The sequence below is a fragment of the Alcaligenes sp. YSL9 genome, from assembly GCF_030515105.1.
Classification (GTDB): Bacteria; Pseudomonadota; Gammaproteobacteria; order Burkholderiales; family Burkholderiaceae_B; genus Alcaligenes; species Alcaligenes phenolicus.
The window spans coordinates 130,144-147,831 of record NZ_JALXJU010000001.1 but is presented as its reverse complement, the minus strand read 5'-3'; the positions used below and the strand labels follow the sequence as shown (position 1 = coordinate 147,831).

Genomic DNA, 17,688 nt, shown 5'->3' with positions numbered 1-17,688 from the left:
CCTGATTGCCATCGTATTTTTTAATTGTTAATAATTATCATTAGTAAATAACTATAAGTCCTGGTAACTCCTTGATTTGCAAGCCTTGGCCCGAGGTCAGCAAGTTCAGGGCAGCGGCTGGGCGAGCCGCTTGCACCACACCGGACACTCGCATTGAGCCCGCCTGCTCGCTGCCAATCCAGATCACTCGATGGGTGTATTCCCCCAACTGACGGGCAACTTCTTTCAAACTGACATCATCAAAGCTCAGCAAGCCGTTCACCCAGGCAGGCGCCGCTTCCGCATGCGTGGACGTTGCAGGCTGAGCCAACTGCGCCCGCAGTTGCCCGCCCGCTACCGTGGCACTGTCTCCCGGCTGCAAGATTACTGGCTGCGAGCTCTCGCAAGACTGGCACTGCACCTGCACGGTATGTTCGTATACCGCCACGGCGCTGATCTGATCTATAAGGCTGACCTCGTAGCGCGTTCCCAAAGCCGTCGCTTGTGCCGGACCGGCCTGCACGGTGAACGGACCTGTCTGGGGCGAAGCAGGCACCACCTGGAAGAAGGCACGCCCCGACTCCACGCTGACTTGTCGTTGGCCATTTTCAAAATTCAGACGCACACGAGTCTGTGCATCCAGAATCGCCACCGAGCCATCAGGCAAACTCAACTGAGTGATCTCCACCCCGCTGCGGATTGAGCCTTGCAGCTCAAACATCTGCCAGGCGTAAAAAGAGACGCCCATCAAGACACAGGCACTGGCCAGGGTTTTGACGCGTGACTTTCTCTTTTTACGGGCGATAGGCAACACCGAAACCTGATCCAGCCTCCGCCAACTGGCTGCCAAGGCATCGTAGGTTTGGGCATGCAACGGATCGGCTTCATACCAGGCGTCGAACTGGGCCAGGGCGTCCGGCTCCAGCTTGGTGCCTTCTTTGCGCACCACCCAGCGGGCGGCGTCTTCATCTACTCGGCTCCAGGCCGAATCTGGCTGCGCGTTCATGCTGCGGAATTAAAGACTTGGTGCGCCACCAGCAAAATGCGCATCATGTGTTTCTCAATCGTGCTCTCGGACACTGACAACTTCTGGGCGATCTGCGCGTAGCTCATCTCTTCACAGCGATGCATCATGAAAATCCGCACACTGCGCTGGGACTGGGCCATCAAGGCCTGCTCCAGACGCTGCAAGGTTTCCTTGGCCAGCACTTCCTCATACGTATCCGGGGCATGGTGATGGGCGACATTCAAGGCGTAGCCATCGAAAGCAGCCTGCTCACGTGTTTGACGCCGATACCAGTCCGCCAAAATATTGGCAGCCACTCTGAACACATAAGCCCGGTGGTTGTCTGCCGTGACCTGCTTGCCCTTCTCCAGCAAACGCAGCCAGGTGTCATGCGCGCAATCTTGCGCCAGTTCAGAGCAGTGAGTACGCCTGCGCAGATAGCGGATCAAATCCGGGTAATGGGTCAGGAACGCCGCCGTCAGCTTGGACATAGAGACAATCAGGTTAATATCTAATTAATAATCATTCTCATTATTATATACACGTCCAGCGCCTTGTTTGCTACTACCTGCCACCAATACGCTAGCTGATAGTTGCTGTCGCCTGGATGCCTTATTCTGTCTGCAGACATAAAAAAAGCGCAGCGTGTCTATACGCTGCGCCTGCAAAAAAACCAAGTTTGGGTACTTAGGCTTTCTTCAAATACATGGCCTTCAACAAGTAGCTGATGCCATCAATCTTGCAATCGACTTCGTGGTCACCACGAACCAGACGTATGCCTTTGGCCTTGGCACCTTTCTTCAAGGTGCTGGAGCCTTTGACCTTCAAGTCGCGGATCAGAATCACATCGTCACCCGCGGCCAGCAAGTTACCGTTGCTGTCTTTAACGATCAGTTCATCGTCATCGGTATCTGATTCGGCAGCCGGGTCCACGTCTTGCCATTCATAGCCGCAATCGGCACATACCCATTGCTCCGTGTCATGGTAGGTATTTTCCAAGGTGCACTGAGGACAGGGAAGCGGTGTGCTCATATTTTTTTCCTGTAAAAAGCTGGGTGCTGCTGCACCAGAAGTGCGGCCAGTTTAGCCCTTTGCATCAGGAAGACCAAAAACGCACAGGCCCTGCTGTTTAGGCAGGGCCTGTGATGGGCGCTGAATTACATCGTAGGCATCAGCAACTCTGGTAGCCAGGTGGACAGAATGGGAATGTACGTGACCATACCCAGCAACACCAAAAGGATCAGGAAGAACGGTGTCGTGCCGCGTATCACCTGCGACAAAGGCACTTTGCCTATGTCCGACACCACAAACAAATTCAAACCTAATGGCGGACTAAGCAGCGCAATTTCCATGTTCACCACCACCAGCACACCAAAGTGAATAGGGTCGATTTGCAGCGGCTCCAGCAAAGGCAGCACCAGCGGCATCATGATCATCAAGACCGACAGCACTTCCAGGAACATGCCCAGGAACAGCAGAACCAGGTTCAGAAACAGCAGGAACTGCCAGCCCTTGATATCCCAGTCGTGCAGTTGCCCCACCAGCTTGGCACCCAAACCGCTTTCGGTAATCCAGTGACCGAACGGCAAAGCCACCGCCACAATAATCATGATCACCGAGGCGTTACGCACCCCCACCGCCAGCACCGCAAAAGTCTCTTTGACGGTAATGCCTTTGTAGACAAACAGCGCCAGAAAGTAAGCCACGACCGCCGAGACCGCAGCGGACTCGGACAGCGTCATGAAACCACCGTACAAGCCACCCAGAACAATCAAAGGGATTAGCAAGGTCGGCAAAGCCAGCAAGGTTTTGTGCAGCTTCTCGCTTCGTGGAATGGCACTGCTATCAATGGCGTAATTATTTTTGCGGCTGAACCAGATGATGTAGCCCGAGATCATCACAATCTGCAAAATCGCCGGAATGACACCTGCCAGGAACAGGCGAGGAATCGACACATCCGCCAGCACACCATAAATCACAAAGGCCAGGGACGGTGGAATCAGAATGCCCAAAGTCCCCGCCGATGCCACCACACCAGAAGCAAAACCACCGGAGTAGCCACTACGCAGCATGGCAGGAATCAGGATGGTGCCCATGGCAATGGCCGTGGCCACCGACGATCCGCACATGGTGGCAAACAAGGCACAAGCGGTAATCCCGACCAGACCCACTCCCCCACGAATCTGCCCCACCCAGGCCTGGGCCGCATCGACCAAAGCTCGTGCAATCCCCCCGCGCTCCATGAAGGTGGCGGCAATGACGAAGTATGGAACAGCCAATAGAGGTACAGAGTTCAGTTCATCAATTAGCCGTTGGGCAAAAGACAGCAAGGCATCGTCCTGATAGAACAGCACCACACCCGTCGTACCCAGCGCCAAAAAGATAGGGGCGCCGATAGCCAGCAAGGCCAGAAAACCCAGAAACACAATCCCGATCATGATTGCCTCTCCTGGCCTGCCGGCGTGCGCAGGCAGCGGAACAAGAGGAGCAGATAGCGCAGGCTCATCAGGCTCATGCCTACCGGCAAGGCTGCCGTGTAAATCCACAACGGAAAGCGCAAGCTGGTCGAGGACACGTCACCGAACTCATAGGCCTCCATGGTGATCTGCACACCAAGATAGCTCATCAACATGGAAAACAGCAGGCCCAGCACATAGGAGAATAGGAACGCCTTGTGCTTCAAGCCGGGTGACAAGTAATTCAGCACAATATCGGCCTTGATGTGCCGCCCTTGCGCCGTGATTACGCCCAGGGACAAGAACACGGCCCAGATAATCAGATACACCTGAATTTCATCACTGGCCGTGATGGCGTGACTGCTGCTGGTGTTGCGCAGGATGACGTTATACAAACAGACCAGTACAGCCAGTAGTCCCAGTAAACCTACGATCACATCTTCGACTCGCTGCAGCGCAGAGGGAGGCGTGGCCTCCCCCAAGGCTGGCGTGTCCTTATTGGTACAGGTATTGGACATGCTCACGCCTTTACGTTTTTAGAATTCCACGTTTGCTGCTTGGAGTTCCTGTTTGGCCAGTTGCTCGGCTTCAACATCAATTTTCATGGCTTTGACCAAAGCGTCCTGAGACTGGCTCAACTTCTTGCGTGCTTCAGTACGAGCGGCTTCGTCTGGGCTGAATGCCTGAATCCCGTTTTCCTGCAAGGTCTTGGCCGCGTCCAGCTCGACTTGCTTGACCATATCGCGCTGCTGTTTCACCGCAATTTGCCAGGCTTCGGTAATCGCAGCCTGAACGTCGGGACTTTGCTTTTTCCAGAAGCGCTCACTGACCAGGGGCACGTATTGCGCCATCATCTGGTAGTCATCAAAGCTGTACTTCAGACCCGAGTCCCACAGCTTGGCGGTACGCACACCCTCGCGACTGCTGGCAATGGCGTCGATGGCGCCTTGGCTCATGGCCATGGGCAAGTCGGAGAAAGGAATCATCACCGGCACACCGCCCAGCGCTTCGATACGGGCCGAGAAGGTCGTGCCACCCGAATACTGGATTTTCATGCCTTGCAGCTGGTCGTAGGAACGGACTTCTTTACCTGTGGTGTAGAAATGGATGGAGCCGGCATCCGCCCAGTTACCCAAGACTTTCACCTTCAAGCGGTCTTCAATTTTCTGGTTGACCAAGGCTCCCAGCTTGTCATCCATCAGGCGATGGGTGATCTCCGGGTCCACGCCGTAGAACATGGGCAGAGCGGTAACCGCGGCGCTAGGTTCACTACCTTCCAGTTGCCAAGTGCCGGGCAAACCCATTTCAATCGCGCCTTGGCGCAGGGCCTTAGGCACATCACGGTCACGGAACAGCTGGGCGCTGGGGTAGACCTCAACCGCCAACTGGTCCCCTACTCTTTTTTGCAGCTCGGCCACAAAAACTTCCACGCCTTTATTGCGAACGTGGTTGGGGTTGGTATCCAGAGAGATCCGGAATTTATCCGCTGCATGAGCAGCAGGCGCAAGCGTCAGGGCAAAGGCGAACAGCCCCGCGCAACGCAAAGGAGAGATGCGATGTGAAGACATGGTTTTTTTCCTGGTGGTAGAGGTAGTTTCTGCAGCGAATCGTTTTAGTTTTTGCCGAACAAGGCATGCCCTGCGGCTTCCAGACGTTGGGCAACAGCCAGCAAACGCCAGTCATCCCCCTGCCTGGCAATCAATTGCAGCCCAATGGGCGCGCCGTCCTGCGCCACGCCCCAAGGAATGGAGATGGCAGGCGAACCCGACAAACTAAAGGGCATGGTCAATTGCGTAACGGCGGTGTGCAGAGGGTAGGTTTTATGACCGATCTGCACTTCGGTAGCGCCGACTTTGGGAGCCGGGCAACGCATGGTGGGGCAAATCAGAATGTCGACCTGATCAAACAGGGCCTCGATGCGGGCATTCAATTCAGTACGCAGTTTTTGCGCTCGCAGATACCAGGGAGCGGGCAGAAAATGGCCAATCTCCAGCCGGATACGGATTTCTTCGCTGATCTGCTCGGACTTTTCCTGCAGGCGGTCGGTGTAGGACGCAGTGGCCTCGGAAGTGATGATCATGAACTGCAAGGCGGCCGCCATATGTGCTTCGGGCAAGAGAATGTCCTGCACGCTGGCCTTGTCCTTTTCCAGACCCAGACAAGCCTGATCCAGTGCTTGCAGCACTTGAGACTCCAAAGGCTCCGCAAAATAGCCGCCCAAGCGACCCACACGAATACCATCCAGACTGTCCACTGCCCAATCCGGTTCTTGCGGCAAATCCAGCAGCCCGGCATACACCAAGGCGCAGTCCTGTACGTACTTGGCAATGGGCCCCAGATGATCCAGGCTGGGGGCAACATCAATAGACCCGTCACGCGGCACGCTATCGTAAGTGGGCTTGAAACCCACCACGCCACAGCAAGCAGCAGGCAAACGGATAGACCCGCCCGTGTCGGTGCCCAAGGTAACGCGGCACACATCCGCAGCCACAATCGCGGCAGAGCCACCGCTGGAACCGCCGGGAATGTGCTCAGGTGAAGCGGGATTGACCACACGGCCATAACGAGGATTATTGCTGCTGGCCCCAAAAGCCATCTCGTGCTGATTGGCCATGCCAATCACCACCGCCCCCTTGGCGCGCAAACGGGCCACGCTCAAGGCGTCCTGCGTCACAAGCTCAACATCCCCCGAAGCGCTACCCGCCGTCACCGCAAACCCCGCAACCGCCGTCATGTCTTTAACCGCAATGGGCAGATTATGCAGATACCCCGCTTGCCCGTTTGGCGCTGTCTGCGCCAAGGCGGTAAACAAGTGCAAGTCAGGATTCAGATCCTTGGCACGCTGCAAAGCCTGCTCCGGTTCAGGAGCAATCGCAGGCAAACTGAACTGCGCACGCGTTACTGTGCCCTGCGCGTCTTTGATCTGCGCGGGACGAGCCTGATAAGGCTGTGCCTTGCTGAGGGGCAATTGCAGAAAATGTTGGATTTCCGCTTCGTTAATTGCTAAACGTTGTACCCACTGCTCGGCGGTGGAAGGCTTGGTCAAAGGCTGTTGAATCCAGCCTGCGTACTGCTCAAATGTGTAGCGTAGGTCCGCCTGCGTTGTGCTGGCCATTGTTTTGTCCCCTGGGCAGTTTTTTGCCGTAGTTTCATCAGATGAAACTCGTGTATTATTTTCATAAAAATCTATCAGAGGAGTTGGGTGATGTCAAGAAAGGACAGTCCTGAACAAGCCGTACAAAAACAGTCTGCACCGGCTGGTGTCGCGGCTTTGGAACGCGGTCTATCAATCTTGCGCACCCTGGGGCAGCAAGAAGGTTTGAGCCTGACAGAAATCGCCCAACGCAGTGATCTGAACAAGGCCACCGCCCTGCGATTGCTGCGAACGTTGGAGCAACAAGGCTTTGTGTGGCGGGACGGCAAGCAGCTTTATTATTTTGGCTATGCGCTGGCCGTCATCACCCGCAACCTGAGCATGGACAACTGGCTGGCCAGCAGCATGCAACCGGAACTGGATTGGCTGGCGAAACAAACGGGGGAGACGGCATCGTTTTTCACTTGCAGTGGCGAGCAGCGCCTATGCGTAGCAGTCGCCATGGGATGGAGAGATGTGGGGCACCGTTTGTGCACGGGGGATACCCTGCCGATGACAGGAGCCAGCGGGCATGTGCTGACTGCCTTTAGCGATGGCCAACCCAAGGATTATGAGTTCAAGGTTTTCCAGTCCCTGGGCGAGCGCGTTGCGGAACTGGCTGCTTTGGCGGTGCCTGTGTTCAGTGGAGACGGGAAACTGCTGGGGGCTTTGGGGCTGTCGGGGACCCGGACCAGATTTCAAGAAGATGATTACAGGCAGGAGCTCTGTGCCCACTTGGGCGCTTCTTTAAAACGCATACATAGCGCCGTGCCTTGATCGAATTCAGGCTCCCAATAAATGCCAGCTTCGCAATGACGATTATTGGGCAATAGGCACCAGAGATGGCGAGCAGCACATCTTGGCTGCGTGTTGCCCCAACGCGCCAGCCTGAAAACACTAATCAAAAAATCGCTTCGTTCAACTCCCCATTACGGCACTCTGGGCGGATCAGGCAGGCAGCTCGTCAAGCAGTTGAGGCAATAACAATCTATGCAAGCACCAATCCCATACTGCCGCCACCGACTGTCTGACCGGAGCTGATCGCTTGCGTACCAGATAGAAGTCCGGCCCTAAAGCCCCTGCTTCCGCCACCTGAACCAAACGCCCAGCGGCCAGATCTGCTGCCACAAAAGCCTTGCACGCCAACGCTACACCTTGGCCCGCCATAGCTGCGTCCAATGCCAGCGTTGTCTGGTTGAACACCGCACCCGACAATTTGCCACTGGTTTTCAAAAACGTAGCCCAATGATCGTGGGCATCATGCAATAAGGGCAAAACACGCAGTTGCTCAATCGGCAAAGGAAGTGTCATGTTCCCTATCAAACGAGGACTGGCCACGGCCACCAGATCCTGACGAAACAGCAGTTGGGCCTCCAGATCCGGAGCAAACGGTGGACGAGTCAGGCGCACGGCAATATCAACCTGATCGCGCTCAAAATCCGACAAGGCCTCGGTTGCCACGGTACGCAGCTCCACATCGGGTAAGACCGCTTGCAAATCCCCCAGGCGGGGAATCAGCAATTTGGCCGCCACCGTGGGCGTGACGCTGATCGTGACTGTATCGGGGCGCACCAACAAGCGCCCTGTTGCATCAGCCAAAGTGTCAAAAGCACGAGTCACCTCGGCCAAATAGGCCGCGCCCGCTAAAGTCAGCTGCAAACCACGCGGATGACGCTGAAACAGCGCCAGCCCCAGATGCTCTTCCAAAGCCCGGACTTGCTGGGCGACCGCACCTTGAGTCACGCCCAGCTCATCCGCAGCGGCACGGAAATTCAAACGACGGCCAGACACTTCAAAAGCGCGCAGGGCATTGAGCGGGGGCAAGGTTCGGCGAGATTTCATCATTTTTTGACAGTAGTTTTTCTACATCCTGGAAGGTTTATTTATCGCATGATTTTTCCATTCCAGGCTGAAATAATAATATCAATCTCAATATATGGAGGCTCTCATGACTATAGAAAAAGTAGCACTTATTAGCGCAGGCGGCTCGGGCATGGGTGCCGCTGCGGCGCGCAGGCTGGCTCAAGATGGTTATCGTGTCGCCATCCTGTCCTCGTCCGGCAAGGGCGAAGCCCTGGCAAAAGAGTTGGGCGGTATAGGTCTGACAGGATCGAATCAATCCAACGAAGACTTGCAGCGACTGGTGGACCTGACCATGCAACGCTGGGGGCGTATCGACGCCCTGGTCAGCTCCGCCGGACACGGTCCACGCGGTCCGGTTCTGGAGATCAGCGACGAAGACTGGCATAAGGGCATGGATGTCTACTTTCTGAATGCCGTGCGTCCAGCACGACTGGTAGCGCCCATCATGGCCGCGCAAGGTGGTGGGGCTATTGTGAATATTTCTACAGCCTGGGCGTTTGAGCCTGCGGAGATGTTCCCCACTTCGGCGGTATTCCGCGCCGGGCTAGCCAGCTTCACCAAGATTTTTGCGGACAGCTATGCAGCCAAGAATGTACGTATGAACAACGTGCTGCCTGGCTGGATTGATAGCCTGCCAGCGACCGAAGAACGGCGAGAAAGTGTGCCTATGGGACGTTATGGAAAAGCCGAGGAAATTGCCGCGACAATTGCGTTTTTGTTGTCGGATGGAGCTGGCTACATTACGGGACAGAACATCAAGGTGGATGGTGGGCTGACTCGGTCAGTGTGAACTGCCAAGAGCTGAGCAGACTGGCTGTATTCACACTAAGGCCGCTGTGCGCACACTAACCAAGGGCCTTATGGGATCCATGAGTTCAATCCAGCAGCTGAGGCATAAACCAGCAAAGCAGTAATCATGTCTTGACGCAATGCTACGGTGTCTGGACGTCCAGGTCGGCTCGAACGAGAGCCGACCTACTCACACCGCACAACATCAACTCTGAACCTCTGCACCAAAAACTCCAGGCGAACACTCACATCCCCAGCTGCTAACGCGCTTGCCCGTGCCACGGAACAAGCTTGGCCTGCAATCGACGCAAACCGATTTCAAGCGCAAACGCCACCAAGGCGATCAGCAGAATCCCCGCCATCACCACATCAGTTGCCAGAAACTGCCCTGCTGACTGAACCATGAATCCCAAACCACGCGTGGCAGCAACCAGCTCCGAAGCCACAAGGGTTGACCACCCCACTCCCAAACCGATGCGCAAGCCCGTCAAAATATCAGGCAAGGCACTGGGGATAATGATGTAGCGCAGTAACTGAGCACGCGTCGCCCCCAGAGATTGAGCCGCACGCAGTTTCACCGGATCCACATTACGCACTCCGCCAGCTGTCGCTATCGTGATCGGCGCAAAAATCGCCAGATAAATCAGCAGTACTTTTGATAGCTCACCAATCCCAAACCAGATCACGATCAGCGGCAAATACGCCAGCGGAGGAATCGGGCGATAGAATTCAATCAAAGGGTCCAGAATGCCTTGGGCAATGCGATTACGACCAATGGCGATACCCGTAGGAATCGCCAACAAGACAGCGGCAAACAATGCCAAGCTGATCCGCCACAAACTGGCCACCAAATGCTGCTGCACCGTGGCATCCATATAGCCCACAGTGAACAGACGAAAAACGCGACTCAGCACGGCCTGGGGTGATGGGAGAAACAGCGGATCCACATAGCCCCACTCAGTAACGGCCCACCACAAGAACAGCACTCCACTCAGGGTAAGCAAACTGATCACGGCAATAGAGACTTGCCGAGGCTTAGTGGACGTTGATTGATGAGGCTTGGAGTCGCTACCTGCGCTTAAAGACGAAGCGCCCGACAAACCAGCGATATCGCGCGGTTGCAGAACCTCGCCAGCGACAGAGGATTTCATGAACAGTCTCCTAAACTCAGGATGAAGCGGTAACGGGATGCGCCGAGAACACATGCTCCAGCACACGCTCTCGCGCCGCAATGAACTCCGGCGAAGACTTCACCTGACGTACCGGCTGCCCATCGGTGTAACGCCGCCCAAAGTCTAGCGTCAGACGCTCCACCACATGCCCAGGCGTACCGCCCAAAATAATCAGATCGGTAGCCAGAAACACAGCTTCCTCAATATCGTGAGTAATCAGAAAAACAGGCTTGGCGCTACGCTGCCAAACATTTAACAGCAGCGTCTGGGCCTGCTCGCGGGTGAAGGCATCCAGCGCCCCAAACGGCTCATCCAGCAAGAGCACACGCGGGTCCGCTGCCAGAGCACGAGCAATACCCACCCGCTGCTTCTGACCACCAGACAATTGCCAGATACGGCGCTGCTCCAAGCCCTCCAGCCCTACCAGGGCCAATTGATGACGAGCTACCGCCTGACGCGGCTCCTTGGAGTCACCCCGCAGCGTCAAACCAAAAGCCACATTTTCCAGAACCGTCTGCCAAGGCAGCAAGGCGTCGTCCTGGAACACCACACCGCGATCAGCCCCAGGGCCGCGCACAGGTTCGCCATCCAAGATAATCGTTCCAGCACTGGGGAAGGTGAAGCCTGCAATCAGATTCAACAAAGTAGTCTTCCCACTTCCCGAAGGCCCCAGCACCACCACCAACTGCCCCGGCCCCAATTGCAGCGACACATCTCGCAGCGCCAAATGATCGGCACCGGGATAGCGTGCGCTGACGTGATTCAGTGTTAACTGCGCCATCAGAATTACCTGGCCAGCGAGGCAGCCGCCTCGACATATTTGCTGGTGGTGTAACCCGCGTAATCAGGCAAGACCTCGTCGATACGGCCCTGCTCTTTCAGGAAGGCAGAGGTATCGGCCAAGGCCTTGGCAGTGGGCTGACCTAAAGTTTTGATTTGATCAGCCGCAGATAAAAAGCCGCTGCCAGCCAGAACATTGGGAATTTCTTGAGGCGTCGCACCAGTCAAGCGGGACAGCTTGTTGATGTGGTCGGCATTGGCTACCCAGGCAGCAGGATCGTTCGTATAGCCCTCGTACGCAGCCAAAGTGACACGCGCAAAAGCCGACACAATATCCGGATGTTTTTCCGCAAAATCCTTGCGCACCAACCACACATCAAAAGTCGGCGCACCCAGCTTGGCCAGTTCCCCTGAACTGATCAGCACCTTGCCGCTTTCCTTGGCCTTGCTCAAGGCCGGGTCCCACGTATAAGCACCATCAATATCACCACGAGCCCAGGCCGCTACGATATTGGCCGGCGTCAGATTGATGATATTGACCTGCTTGGGGTCTATTTTCCAATCCTTGAGCGCAGCCAGCAGACTGTAATGACTGGTCGACACAAAAGGCGTGGCAATCGTCTTGCCAACAAGATCTTGCGGAGCCTGAATACCCGAACCGTTACGCACCACCAGCTCTTCGCTGGTGCCCAGCTCAGCAGCAATCAGGAATGTCTCGATAGGAAGCTTGCGACTGGCCGCAGCGGCCAAAGGGCTGGAGCCTAAATAGGCAATCTGCACATCACCCGAAGCGACAGCATTGATGACCTCTGCCCCACCATCAAACTTGCGCCAGTCGATTTTGGCGCCGGTTTCTTTTTCATAAACACCGTCTGCCTGCGGCACGTTCGACGGAGTGGGAATGGTCTGATAAGCGACCGTCAGGCTGGTGGCCTGGGCTGTCAAAGATACGACGCTGGCCGCCAAGGCCAGGCCCAGATGCTGCAGAGTTCTCGTCAACGACATGAAGCATTCCTCGATTATTTTTGCGGCTGGATAAGCCGTTAGGTCGAGGAATCAGGATAGACAAAGCGAGACGGCTGGCAAAAGACCGATTTCGCTTATTGTTAGTGCGTGAATTTATGAGGTGGGTGAACACCCTAACTACGCACTTTACATTGCATAAAAGTATCCGAACGGATACAATTAGCCCCATGAACACGATCAACCGCACCGAGACCTTCAGCTCCTGGCTATCGTCTCTACTGTACTCGTGAGGGCCGTGTGGTCTATCTGCTACTTAGCGGGGGCGACAAGTCCTCTCAAAAACAAGACATAAAAACTGCAATCGCTATGTGGAAAAAAATTCAGGAGGATCAATCATGACCGCCATCAAAACTGCCCCTTTCGACGCCGCTGAATATCTTGATAGTGAGGAATCTATCGCCGAGTACCTCTCTGCTGCTTTGGAAGAGGACGATCCAGCCTTGTTCCTTTCTGCGCTTGCGGATGTGGTTAAAGCCAGAGGCATGACAAAGATGGCAAAAGACGCCGGTGTAGGCCGAGAAAGCCTGTACAAGGCCCTGGCTCCCGGTGCCAAGCCACGATATGACACTGTGCTGAAATTAGCGCGGGCTGCTGGAGTGAAATTAACGGTAGAGCCGCTTCATGCATGATAGAGCGCTATCAGGGGTTGGCGGACAAGCGCACTTTCAATTGATCTGCCGTAACAGAAAAAAGCCACCCACTGAGTGGTGGCTTCTTCATCTGAAAAAACAATAAAAAACGGCCCACATTCCTGTGGGCCGTTTTCTTTATCTTGGTGGCGCATCCCTGATTCGAACAGGGGACCTGCGGATTATGACTCCCCACATCCGCAAACAAAACAAATAAGAAAGACCTTTAAAATCAATCAACTGCAGAGATAATCACACACCACACAACAGTCCGATTTTGGCTTTTTTATGGCATTTTTTGGCTATTCACGACACATTCCGGTCACAGCACAGATAAAGAGGCCCGCCCTAGAGCGGGCTTTTTTTCGCCCACGCATGACAGTAGGCAAGGCTAGGCAGACTACAGTGCCCCTAAGCCGGCGAGCGACTACTTTAACCGCTTGAAATGTTCTTCCAACCGCTGAATTCGAGTTTTGATTTCTGCTTTATCAAATGCATTTTTGATGGCCTGGCTATTCAACAACCTCTGTTGCTCGCTGGCGGGTAAATCATCCCATAAGCTCAATAAGGACGCCCCTAAAAAACCAAGTATCAACTGATCATCTTCATCTAGCTGATCTACGGCTCGTGCCACTGCCAAGGCTTTCAATTGAGATCCGCCATCGTCATCCCATTGCCCGCCGCCTGATGAGACTTCTGTATTCATGACGCCCTCCCTAATCGGCGGTTAAACGAATTGTCAGTATAGACCTCTTCAGCCTTGCAAGCAGATTTAAAGCAAAGCGCACAGACTGAATTCCCCTTAAAATACAATGATTTACAAATTAGCATGGTGGGTATTTTCAGGATCAGCCTAGTATGAACTTAGACCTTCTCGTTGACACCCTGAAGGCGCTACTGGCGCTGTTGCTCAGACTCTCTGAGAAATATCCCGCCAGTCATGGCAGGAGTGCCTATGACACACTATCTCCGGTCCATTGGAAGAAAAGTTAACTTGCTTCGCTTCCCCCTTCTCTCGGCCGCCGACCCCGCCGAACCCACTATCCCGGACCCCCGCGACAAACGCCCCGTTGAAATCGAACGGATCCACGAAGACGATCAGACATTACCTGCAAACGATGAGCCCATCGGCGACAAGAAACCTCGCTCCCCTCCTCCAGCGCAAAACGATCAATCCATTTTTAACTAACTGTTAGTGCATCACAGCACAAAGCAGTGCCCTCAAATCGCCTGATTTGCTGCTGGGATTCACCTATTGGAGTCTCTCATGACACAAACAACCAGCTCGCCCAACAAACCCCAAGCCCCTTCCCAAAACCCATCACCGTCTCCTGATCGAAAAGCGGCCATGCATCCTGACGACAAGAAGGACGGCAATAAAGATGGCAAAGCTCCGCAGGACCAGCCGAAAGGCAAATAAGTAGCTTTCGCAGACTCGCCCCAACGAGTCTGCAATACGGGACTGCCAAACATTCCGGCAACAGCCCCTCCCCCTGAGGACTCCAACAACAATAATAACTTTTCATCACTCTGGCTAATGTCTGGAGCTCCCCCCTTCAGGAGAACAAAGTGCCCTATCAAAGCTCACATAATCTGTGCACTCTATGCCAGCTGTTACCCTTATCCTCTTCGATCAGCCTCAAGCACGAATTTATGGCTGTTGCTGGCCCTTGCTTGCAAGGCTCTGGTGAAGCTCAAAAATCTTTATACCAATGCTCCAATTGCAAAACATTGTGGTTGTATGAGCGCGACCATTGGGGCGCTTGCCTAGGCTTTAAGCTATGGCAGGGTACGCAGCAGGATTTCCAACGCTAGTACACTGTGTAGAGTTGTAAACAAAAAGGCCTGCGATGATGTGTCATTGCAGGCCCTTTCTATAGCGGGATAGGATAGCGATTCAAGTCTCGAGGTTTATCTTCCCCGCACAGCCCCTCTTCCTGTGGGTTTGTGATCATGGGCAGCGCTGGCGCGCCTGATCCCCGCATTAGGAGCCTGAGCTGGCCAACCTACTTGCGGCGGAGTGAGCTCAGACTTGCGTGTACTTGGCTTCTTAGGCGGTTTGCCTCTCTTGTCCATTATGACCTCCATTGGTCAATGGCAGCCCCAACAAATGTTAGGACATAAGTACAGGATAGGCGATAAACCGATAAATAGCTTGTTTATCTTCATCTGGTAGCCAGTACGCAAAATAAAGCCGCGTGAGGCTGAACAAGCCACCGCGGTCCGAGCAGTCCCAGACTGTCGCGTCCGCTTAGTAATCCCAACTGCGCGAGTAGATGTTCTTCCCCTGCCAGATGTCACACACGCGTAAGCTGATAAACACAAAAGCCTAAAGTCAGCGTCGTCACTCGGTAAACAGAAGAACGCCGGTGGCGAACTACCGTCAGAAATTAACCCGAATGTGCGCGCTTGCCGGGATTCTTCTTGCTGCGGGTATGCGCACCACGCTCCTGGCTAACACGTTGGCCCCGGAATTTCGTACTAAGGCTCACGCCCTTGGGAGTGGCAGGAGGGGGAGTACGCTTACGGTCGGCTTCAGTAAAAATTTTGGTGCCCATGGGAATCTCTCTAGTTTGGTTAACTTGCGCTTATGTCGCGTTCGCTCGGTTTAATCGTGGCAGCAAGAATCATCACCAATTAACCTGCCACCTCATCTAGCATAGCAGGCATTGCTAAAACCGGTTCGAACGGCCCAATGGGTCGATGACATACACCCATGGAATGACTCACTTATAAGAGCCAGCACCCACACCTTGATAGAGAAATGCCTTATGGTCGATATACACGGCCACCAACCTGTAGTTTTAACGCCAGAAGTTGCGCGGGAGTGGGCTTCACCGGACACCAATATCGAATCAGCGCTGGAACTACTAAGCACGTCACGGCCAGAGACAGACTTCACTTGGCACCCCGCCACCAAGCAGATGAGCAATGTAAAGTGCCAGGCTCCAAACACAAATTACCCTACAGCCATATAAGCACTCTTTCCACACATTGCTTTACATCCGTAACTTTTTGCGCATTTTAAAAACCCGTCTGAGCGTAAAGTCAGAAAGAACTAAAACAATGAGAATTGATTTGTATTTCCCGAGCTAGTTAGAGCTTAGCTGTTACCTGTATCAACCTTTACCAAAGGAGCAATATATGGGAAAGCTAGACCACGGCACCATGTGCATCATGTGTCAGACATTGCCACTTTCCAAGCCCCACACTTCGGGCCACCCCAACATGACAACTTTAACTCCCAAAGAGGATTCTGGACAGTTTGGCATTAAGCGTCTTTACCAATGCACAGTCTGCCACACGCACTGGCTTTATCAGCAGGACAAATGGCAAGCCTGCTTAGGGTTCAAGTTATGGTCAGGTACATTGAACACCTTTTTGACTCACGACAATCGGCAAGCTCCTCAACCTTCAATACTGTCGACGACCAGCACAAGCGAAGGTGCGGTTCGCTTTAATTAAGAGGGATGAGCCTACCGCCAGAAAGCAAGGCGGACATCCTTTTAAAGACCCACGAAACCAATTCGCCCAAATTAAGTGAAAAAATGACTAACTCAACAACTATCTCTCAGCTATTGGCAGCCTCAGCACTCAGCTTTGGGTTAAGCGCCGGTGCCATGGCAGAAGACAGGCCCTCCCACCCTGACCTTTCTGCAACAGCCGGGAAAGGAGCCGCTGAGGAGAAAACCCCAGGAGAAGCAAGCGCTAAAGAGGCACACAACCGCGGGGCCGATACTCAACAAAACACACCTGACGCAGAAATCACAAAGCAGGTAAAGGCCCGCCTAGCCGCCCAGAAAGAACTGCAGGGCAACACCATTTCAGTCGAAACCAAAAATGGAGTCACTAAGCTCACTGGTGCAGTTTCAGATGACAAGCTGCTGAAGAAGGCAATTTCAGATGCTGAAAGCATCAAAGGCGTGAGCAAGGTTGACGCCACCGGCTTGACAGTGAAGGCCAACTGATCGACATTCCTCCGATCAAAAACACAGCCGCCCCCAAGTTACAGCCTCCGTTTCCACATAGCGCAACACTCTTATCGGCGTGGCGTCAATCTCAGCATGAGAGCGCCACTGGAAAGGCCGCTGGGCGGCGGCGCAGTAGCTACCGCCCTTCGCTGCCACACATCCGCTTGCGAGTACGGTCGCGCACAGCATCGTCATCCAGGCGCTCAATCGTTTCAGTTGCATCTCTTGATACCTCCACGGCAGCCATGTCTGCCTTTGTTTGTTTTTGCTCTGCCTGGGCCTTACCCTGACGCCACCCGATCTGCAGCAGCGCCAAAGCGGCAAGGTTCAGGCCCAGCAGCACCTTGCCGCCTGATTTGTTCCAGCGTAGGAATTGCTCAAAAGCACCGGCCTGGTCGCCGGCATTGAACAAACGCACCAGCGTAGAACCTTTGAAATGCAGATACGCCAATGTTGTAGGCCAGATCCACCATGGCATCGATCTGGGCCTGGGTCGCAGGACGAGTCAGGGCTTTCAGAACACCAGTCACGAACTCACGGGCTAGCCGGCGCTGCAGGCGCTGGTCGGCGTCGGCTTGGCTGATGCGCGGACCCTGAACGACGCCCGGCCCGGTATCGGCGAAGCCTTCTCTGGTTCTGGTGCGGCCTGCTCCACCTTCTGCGGACGAAAAAAAAGGGCCAGCAGGCCCCAGATCAAACTCAGCAAGGACTTCATTCTGTTTTCCCTCCAATCGCGCCTTCGCGCAGTTCAGTCATGACTTCAAGCAGGTCAGCCTTGCGCCGCTTGTCGAAAAGGTTAAAAGCCCAGCGCACCACGGCCCAGCCTGGCAACCCAAATGCGAACGCCAAACCCAGCATGGCCACCAGACCAACTGAGTTGTTTG

At 54.4% G+C, this 17,688-nt stretch carries 22 protein-coding genes; 6 read left to right on the top strand and 16 right to left on the bottom strand.

Annotated features, from left to right (window positions below; all coding sequences use genetic code 11):
- Positions 1–40: 40 nt before the first annotated feature.
- The 7 genes from M2Q46_RS00675 to M2Q46_RS00645 all read right to left on the bottom strand — a co-directional run bounded on the left by M2Q46_RS00675 (position 41) and on the right by M2Q46_RS00645 (position 6,556).
- Entirely contained in the window at positions 41–985 is a 945-nt protein-coding gene (locus tag M2Q46_RS00675; protein ID WP_302356285.1) for a FecR domain-containing protein, read from the bottom strand.
- Positions 982–1,476: an RNA polymerase sigma factor gene (locus M2Q46_RS00670; RefSeq protein ID WP_302356283.1), complete on the bottom strand. Its 495-nt coding sequence runs from the start codon at positions 1,474–1,476 to the stop codon at positions 982–984. Before M2Q46_RS00670 ends, M2Q46_RS00675 begins: the two co-directional genes overlap by 4 nt.
- A gap of 196 nt (positions 1,477–1,672) precedes the next feature.
- The gene (locus M2Q46_RS00665) at positions 1,673–2,017 is read right to left on the bottom strand and encodes a zinc ribbon domain-containing protein YjdM (RefSeq protein WP_035269161.1); all 345 of its coding nucleotides are present in this window, start codon (positions 2,015–2,017) and stop codon (positions 1,673–1,675) included.
- Positions 2,018–2,142: 125 nt separating this feature from the next.
- On the bottom strand, positions 2,143–3,423 hold the full coding sequence (locus M2Q46_RS00660; RefSeq protein ID WP_302356281.1) for a TRAP transporter large permease: 1,281 nt from the start codon (positions 3,421–3,423) through the stop codon (positions 2,143–2,145).
- On the bottom strand, positions 3,420–3,959 hold the full coding sequence (locus M2Q46_RS00655) for a TRAP transporter small permease (protein ID WP_060186940.1): 540 nt from the start codon (positions 3,957–3,959) through the stop codon (positions 3,420–3,422). The genes M2Q46_RS00660 and M2Q46_RS00655 overlap by 4 nt, the downstream gene beginning before the upstream one ends.
- An 18-nt stretch (positions 3,960–3,977) precedes the next feature.
- Positions 3,978–5,009 carry a TRAP transporter substrate-binding protein DctP gene (gene dctP / locus M2Q46_RS00650; protein WP_302356279.1) on the bottom strand — a complete coding sequence of 344 codons (1,032 nt, stop codon included), beginning with the start codon at positions 5,007–5,009 and terminating at the stop codon, positions 3,978–3,980.
- 44 nt (positions 5,010–5,053) lie between these two features.
- On the bottom strand, positions 5,054–6,556 hold the full coding sequence (locus M2Q46_RS00645) for an amidase (protein ID WP_302356277.1): 1,503 nt from the start codon (positions 6,554–6,556) through the stop codon (positions 5,054–5,056).
- 90 nt (positions 6,557–6,646) lie between these two features.
- On the opposite strand from M2Q46_RS00645, the gene M2Q46_RS00640 reads away from it, so the two are divergent.
- Positions 6,647–7,351, top strand: coding sequence for an IclR family transcriptional regulator (locus M2Q46_RS00640; RefSeq protein ID WP_266109057.1), 705 nt, complete (start codon positions 6,647–6,649; stop codon positions 7,349–7,351).
- A gap of 171 nt (positions 7,352–7,522) precedes the next feature.
- Here M2Q46_RS00640 and M2Q46_RS00635 read toward each other — a convergent pair whose 3' ends face one another.
- Entirely contained in the window at positions 7,523–8,419 is an 897-nt protein-coding gene (locus M2Q46_RS00635; RefSeq protein ID WP_302356272.1) for a LysR substrate-binding domain-containing protein, read from the bottom strand.
- Between the two features lie 103 nt (positions 8,420–8,522).
- Here M2Q46_RS00635 and M2Q46_RS00630 point away from each other — a divergent pair, with 103 nt between their 5' ends.
- A complete protein-coding gene (locus M2Q46_RS00630) occupies positions 8,523–9,227 on the top strand; it encodes an SDR family oxidoreductase (protein WP_302356270.1) in 705 nt (234 codons plus the stop codon).
- A gap of 259 nt (positions 9,228–9,486) precedes the next feature.
- On the opposite strand, the gene tauC is transcribed toward M2Q46_RS00630, so the two are convergent.
- From tauC to tauA, 3 genes are read right to left on the bottom strand one after another with little or no spacing between them, the layout of a single operon-like run.
- Positions 9,487–10,377, bottom strand: coding sequence for a taurine ABC transporter permease TauC (gene tauC / locus M2Q46_RS00625; protein ID WP_302356269.1), 891 nt, complete (start codon positions 10,375–10,377; stop codon positions 9,487–9,489).
- A gap of 16 nt (positions 10,378–10,393) precedes the next feature.
- Positions 10,394–11,179 carry a taurine ABC transporter ATP-binding subunit gene (gene tauB / locus M2Q46_RS00620; RefSeq protein ID WP_203144925.1) on the bottom strand — a complete coding sequence of 262 codons (786 nt, stop codon included), beginning with the start codon at positions 11,177–11,179 and terminating at the stop codon, positions 10,394–10,396.
- A gap of 5 nt (positions 11,180–11,184) precedes the next feature.
- The gene (tauA, locus tag M2Q46_RS00615) at positions 11,185–12,183 is read right to left on the bottom strand and encodes a taurine ABC transporter substrate-binding protein (RefSeq protein ID WP_203144926.1); all 999 of its coding nucleotides are present in this window, start codon (positions 12,181–12,183) and stop codon (positions 11,185–11,187) included.
- Positions 12,184–12,539: 356 nt separating this feature from the next.
- Between tauA and M2Q46_RS00610 the strand changes: the two genes are divergently transcribed.
- Entirely contained in the window at positions 12,540–12,833 is a 294-nt protein-coding gene (locus tag M2Q46_RS00610) for an addiction module antidote protein (protein WP_203144927.1), read from the top strand.
- A gap of 427 nt (positions 12,834–13,260) precedes the next feature.
- Here M2Q46_RS00610 and M2Q46_RS00605 read toward each other — a convergent pair whose 3' ends face one another.
- Positions 13,261–13,539 (bottom strand): hypothetical protein, encoded by a 279-nt coding sequence (locus tag M2Q46_RS00605; protein WP_203144928.1) that lies wholly within the window; start codon positions 13,537–13,539, stop codon positions 13,261–13,263.
- 249 nt (positions 13,540–13,788) lie between these two features.
- Here M2Q46_RS00605 and M2Q46_RS00600 point away from each other — a divergent pair, with 249 nt between their 5' ends.
- Together M2Q46_RS00600 and M2Q46_RS00595 are read left to right on the top strand one after the other, a co-directional pair.
- Positions 13,789–14,022, top strand: a complete 234-nt coding sequence (locus M2Q46_RS00600) for a hypothetical protein (RefSeq protein ID WP_203144929.1) — start codon at positions 13,789–13,791, stop codon at positions 14,020–14,022.
- A gap of 78 nt (positions 14,023–14,100) precedes the next feature.
- The gene (locus tag M2Q46_RS00595) at positions 14,101–14,253 is read left to right on the top strand and encodes a hypothetical protein (protein WP_181363933.1); all 153 of its coding nucleotides are present in this window, start codon (positions 14,101–14,103) and stop codon (positions 14,251–14,253) included.
- Between the two features lie 970 nt (positions 14,254–15,223).
- Here M2Q46_RS00595 and M2Q46_RS00590 read toward each other — a convergent pair.
- Positions 15,224–15,391 carry a hypothetical protein gene (locus M2Q46_RS00590; protein ID WP_203144930.1) on the bottom strand — a complete coding sequence of 56 codons (168 nt, stop codon included), beginning with the start codon at positions 15,389–15,391 and terminating at the stop codon, positions 15,224–15,226.
- A 912-nt stretch (positions 15,392–16,303) separates the two neighbouring features.
- On the opposite strand from M2Q46_RS00590, the gene M2Q46_RS00585 reads away from it, so the two are divergent.
- Complete coding sequence (locus M2Q46_RS00585; protein ID WP_302356261.1) at positions 16,304–16,801, top strand: BON domain-containing protein; 498 nt, start codon at positions 16,304–16,306, stop codon at positions 16,799–16,801.
- A gap of 139 nt (positions 16,802–16,940) precedes the next feature.
- Here M2Q46_RS00585 and M2Q46_RS00580 read toward each other — a convergent pair whose 3' ends face one another.
- Genes M2Q46_RS00580 through M2Q46_RS00575 form a run of 3 tightly spaced genes read right to left on the bottom strand, consistent with a single transcriptional unit; the run spans position 16,941 to position 17,662 of the window.
- Positions 16,941–17,282: a hypothetical protein gene (locus M2Q46_RS00580; protein WP_238441674.1), complete on the bottom strand. Its 342-nt coding sequence runs from the start codon at positions 17,280–17,282 to the stop codon at positions 16,941–16,943.
- Positions 17,182–17,535, bottom strand: a complete 354-nt coding sequence (locus tag M2Q46_RS18720) for a glycoside hydrolase family protein (RefSeq protein WP_367997699.1) — start codon at positions 17,533–17,535, stop codon at positions 17,182–17,184. Before M2Q46_RS18720 ends, M2Q46_RS00580 begins: the two co-directional genes overlap by 101 nt.
- Positions 17,516–17,662 (bottom strand): hypothetical protein, encoded by a 147-nt coding sequence (locus tag M2Q46_RS00575; protein ID WP_239055327.1) that lies wholly within the window; start codon positions 17,660–17,662, stop codon positions 17,516–17,518. Before M2Q46_RS00575 ends, M2Q46_RS18720 begins: the two co-directional genes overlap by 20 nt.
- Positions 17,663–17,688 lie beyond the last annotated feature (26 nt).

Excerpts from the sequence above, each read along its gene's own strand:
- M2Q46_RS00675 (WP_302356285.1), bottom strand. The coding sequence starts at position 985 with ATGAACGCGCAGCCAGATTCGGCCTGGAGCCGAGTAGATGAAGACGCC.
- M2Q46_RS00670 (WP_302356283.1), bottom strand. The coding sequence starts at position 1,476 with ATGTCCAAGCTGACGGCGGCGTTCCTGACCCATTACCCGGATTTGATC.
- M2Q46_RS00665 (WP_035269161.1), bottom strand. The coding sequence starts at position 2,017 with ATGAGCACACCGCTTCCCTGTCCTCAGTGCACCTTGGAAAATACCTAC.
- M2Q46_RS00660 (WP_302356281.1), bottom strand. The coding sequence starts at position 3,423 with ATGATCGGGATTGTGTTTCTGGGTTTTCTGGCCTTGCTGGCTATCGGC.
- M2Q46_RS00655 (WP_060186940.1), bottom strand. The coding sequence starts at position 3,959 with ATGTCCAATACCTGTACCAATAAGGACACGCCAGCCTTGGGGGAGGCC.
- dctP (WP_302356279.1), bottom strand. The coding sequence starts at position 5,009 with ATGTCTTCACATCGCATCTCTCCTTTGCGTTGCGCGGGGCTGTTCGCC.
- M2Q46_RS00645 (WP_302356277.1), bottom strand. The coding sequence starts at position 6,556 with ATGGCCAGCACAACGCAGGCGGACCTACGCTACACATTTGAGCAGTAC.
- M2Q46_RS00640 (WP_266109057.1), top strand. The coding sequence starts at position 6,647 with ATGTCAAGAAAGGACAGTCCTGAACAAGCCGTACAAAAACAGTCTGCA.
- M2Q46_RS00635 (WP_302356272.1), bottom strand. The coding sequence starts at position 8,419 with ATGATGAAATCTCGCCGAACCTTGCCCCCGCTCAATGCCCTGCGCGCT.
- M2Q46_RS00630 (WP_302356270.1), top strand. The coding sequence starts at position 8,523 with ATGACTATAGAAAAAGTAGCACTTATTAGCGCAGGCGGCTCGGGCATG.
- tauC (WP_302356269.1), bottom strand. The coding sequence starts at position 10,377 with ATGAAATCCTCTGTCGCTGGCGAGGTTCTGCAACCGCGCGATATCGCT.
- tauB (WP_203144925.1), bottom strand. The coding sequence starts at position 11,179 with ATGGCGCAGTTAACACTGAATCACGTCAGCGCACGCTATCCCGGTGCC.
- tauA (WP_203144926.1), bottom strand. The coding sequence starts at position 12,183 with ATGTCGTTGACGAGAACTCTGCAGCATCTGGGCCTGGCCTTGGCGGCC.
- M2Q46_RS00610 (WP_203144927.1), top strand. The coding sequence starts at position 12,540 with ATGACCGCCATCAAAACTGCCCCTTTCGACGCCGCTGAATATCTTGAT.
- M2Q46_RS00605 (WP_203144928.1), bottom strand. The coding sequence starts at position 13,539 with ATGAATACAGAAGTCTCATCAGGCGGCGGGCAATGGGATGACGATGGC.
- M2Q46_RS00600 (WP_203144929.1), top strand. The coding sequence starts at position 13,789 with ATGACACACTATCTCCGGTCCATTGGAAGAAAAGTTAACTTGCTTCGC.
- M2Q46_RS00595 (WP_181363933.1), top strand. The coding sequence starts at position 14,101 with ATGACACAAACAACCAGCTCGCCCAACAAACCCCAAGCCCCTTCCCAA.
- M2Q46_RS00590 (WP_203144930.1), bottom strand. The coding sequence starts at position 15,391 with ATGGGCACCAAAATTTTTACTGAAGCCGACCGTAAGCGTACTCCCCCT.
- M2Q46_RS00585 (WP_302356261.1), top strand. The coding sequence starts at position 16,304 with ATGAGCCTACCGCCAGAAAGCAAGGCGGACATCCTTTTAAAGACCCAC.
- M2Q46_RS00580 (WP_238441674.1), bottom strand. The coding sequence starts at position 17,282 with ATGCCATGGTGGATCTGGCCTACAACATTGGCGTATCTGCATTTCAAA.
- M2Q46_RS00575 (WP_239055327.1), bottom strand. The coding sequence starts at position 17,662 with ATGCTGGGTTTGGCGTTCGCATTTGGGTTGCCAGGCTGGGCCGTGGTG.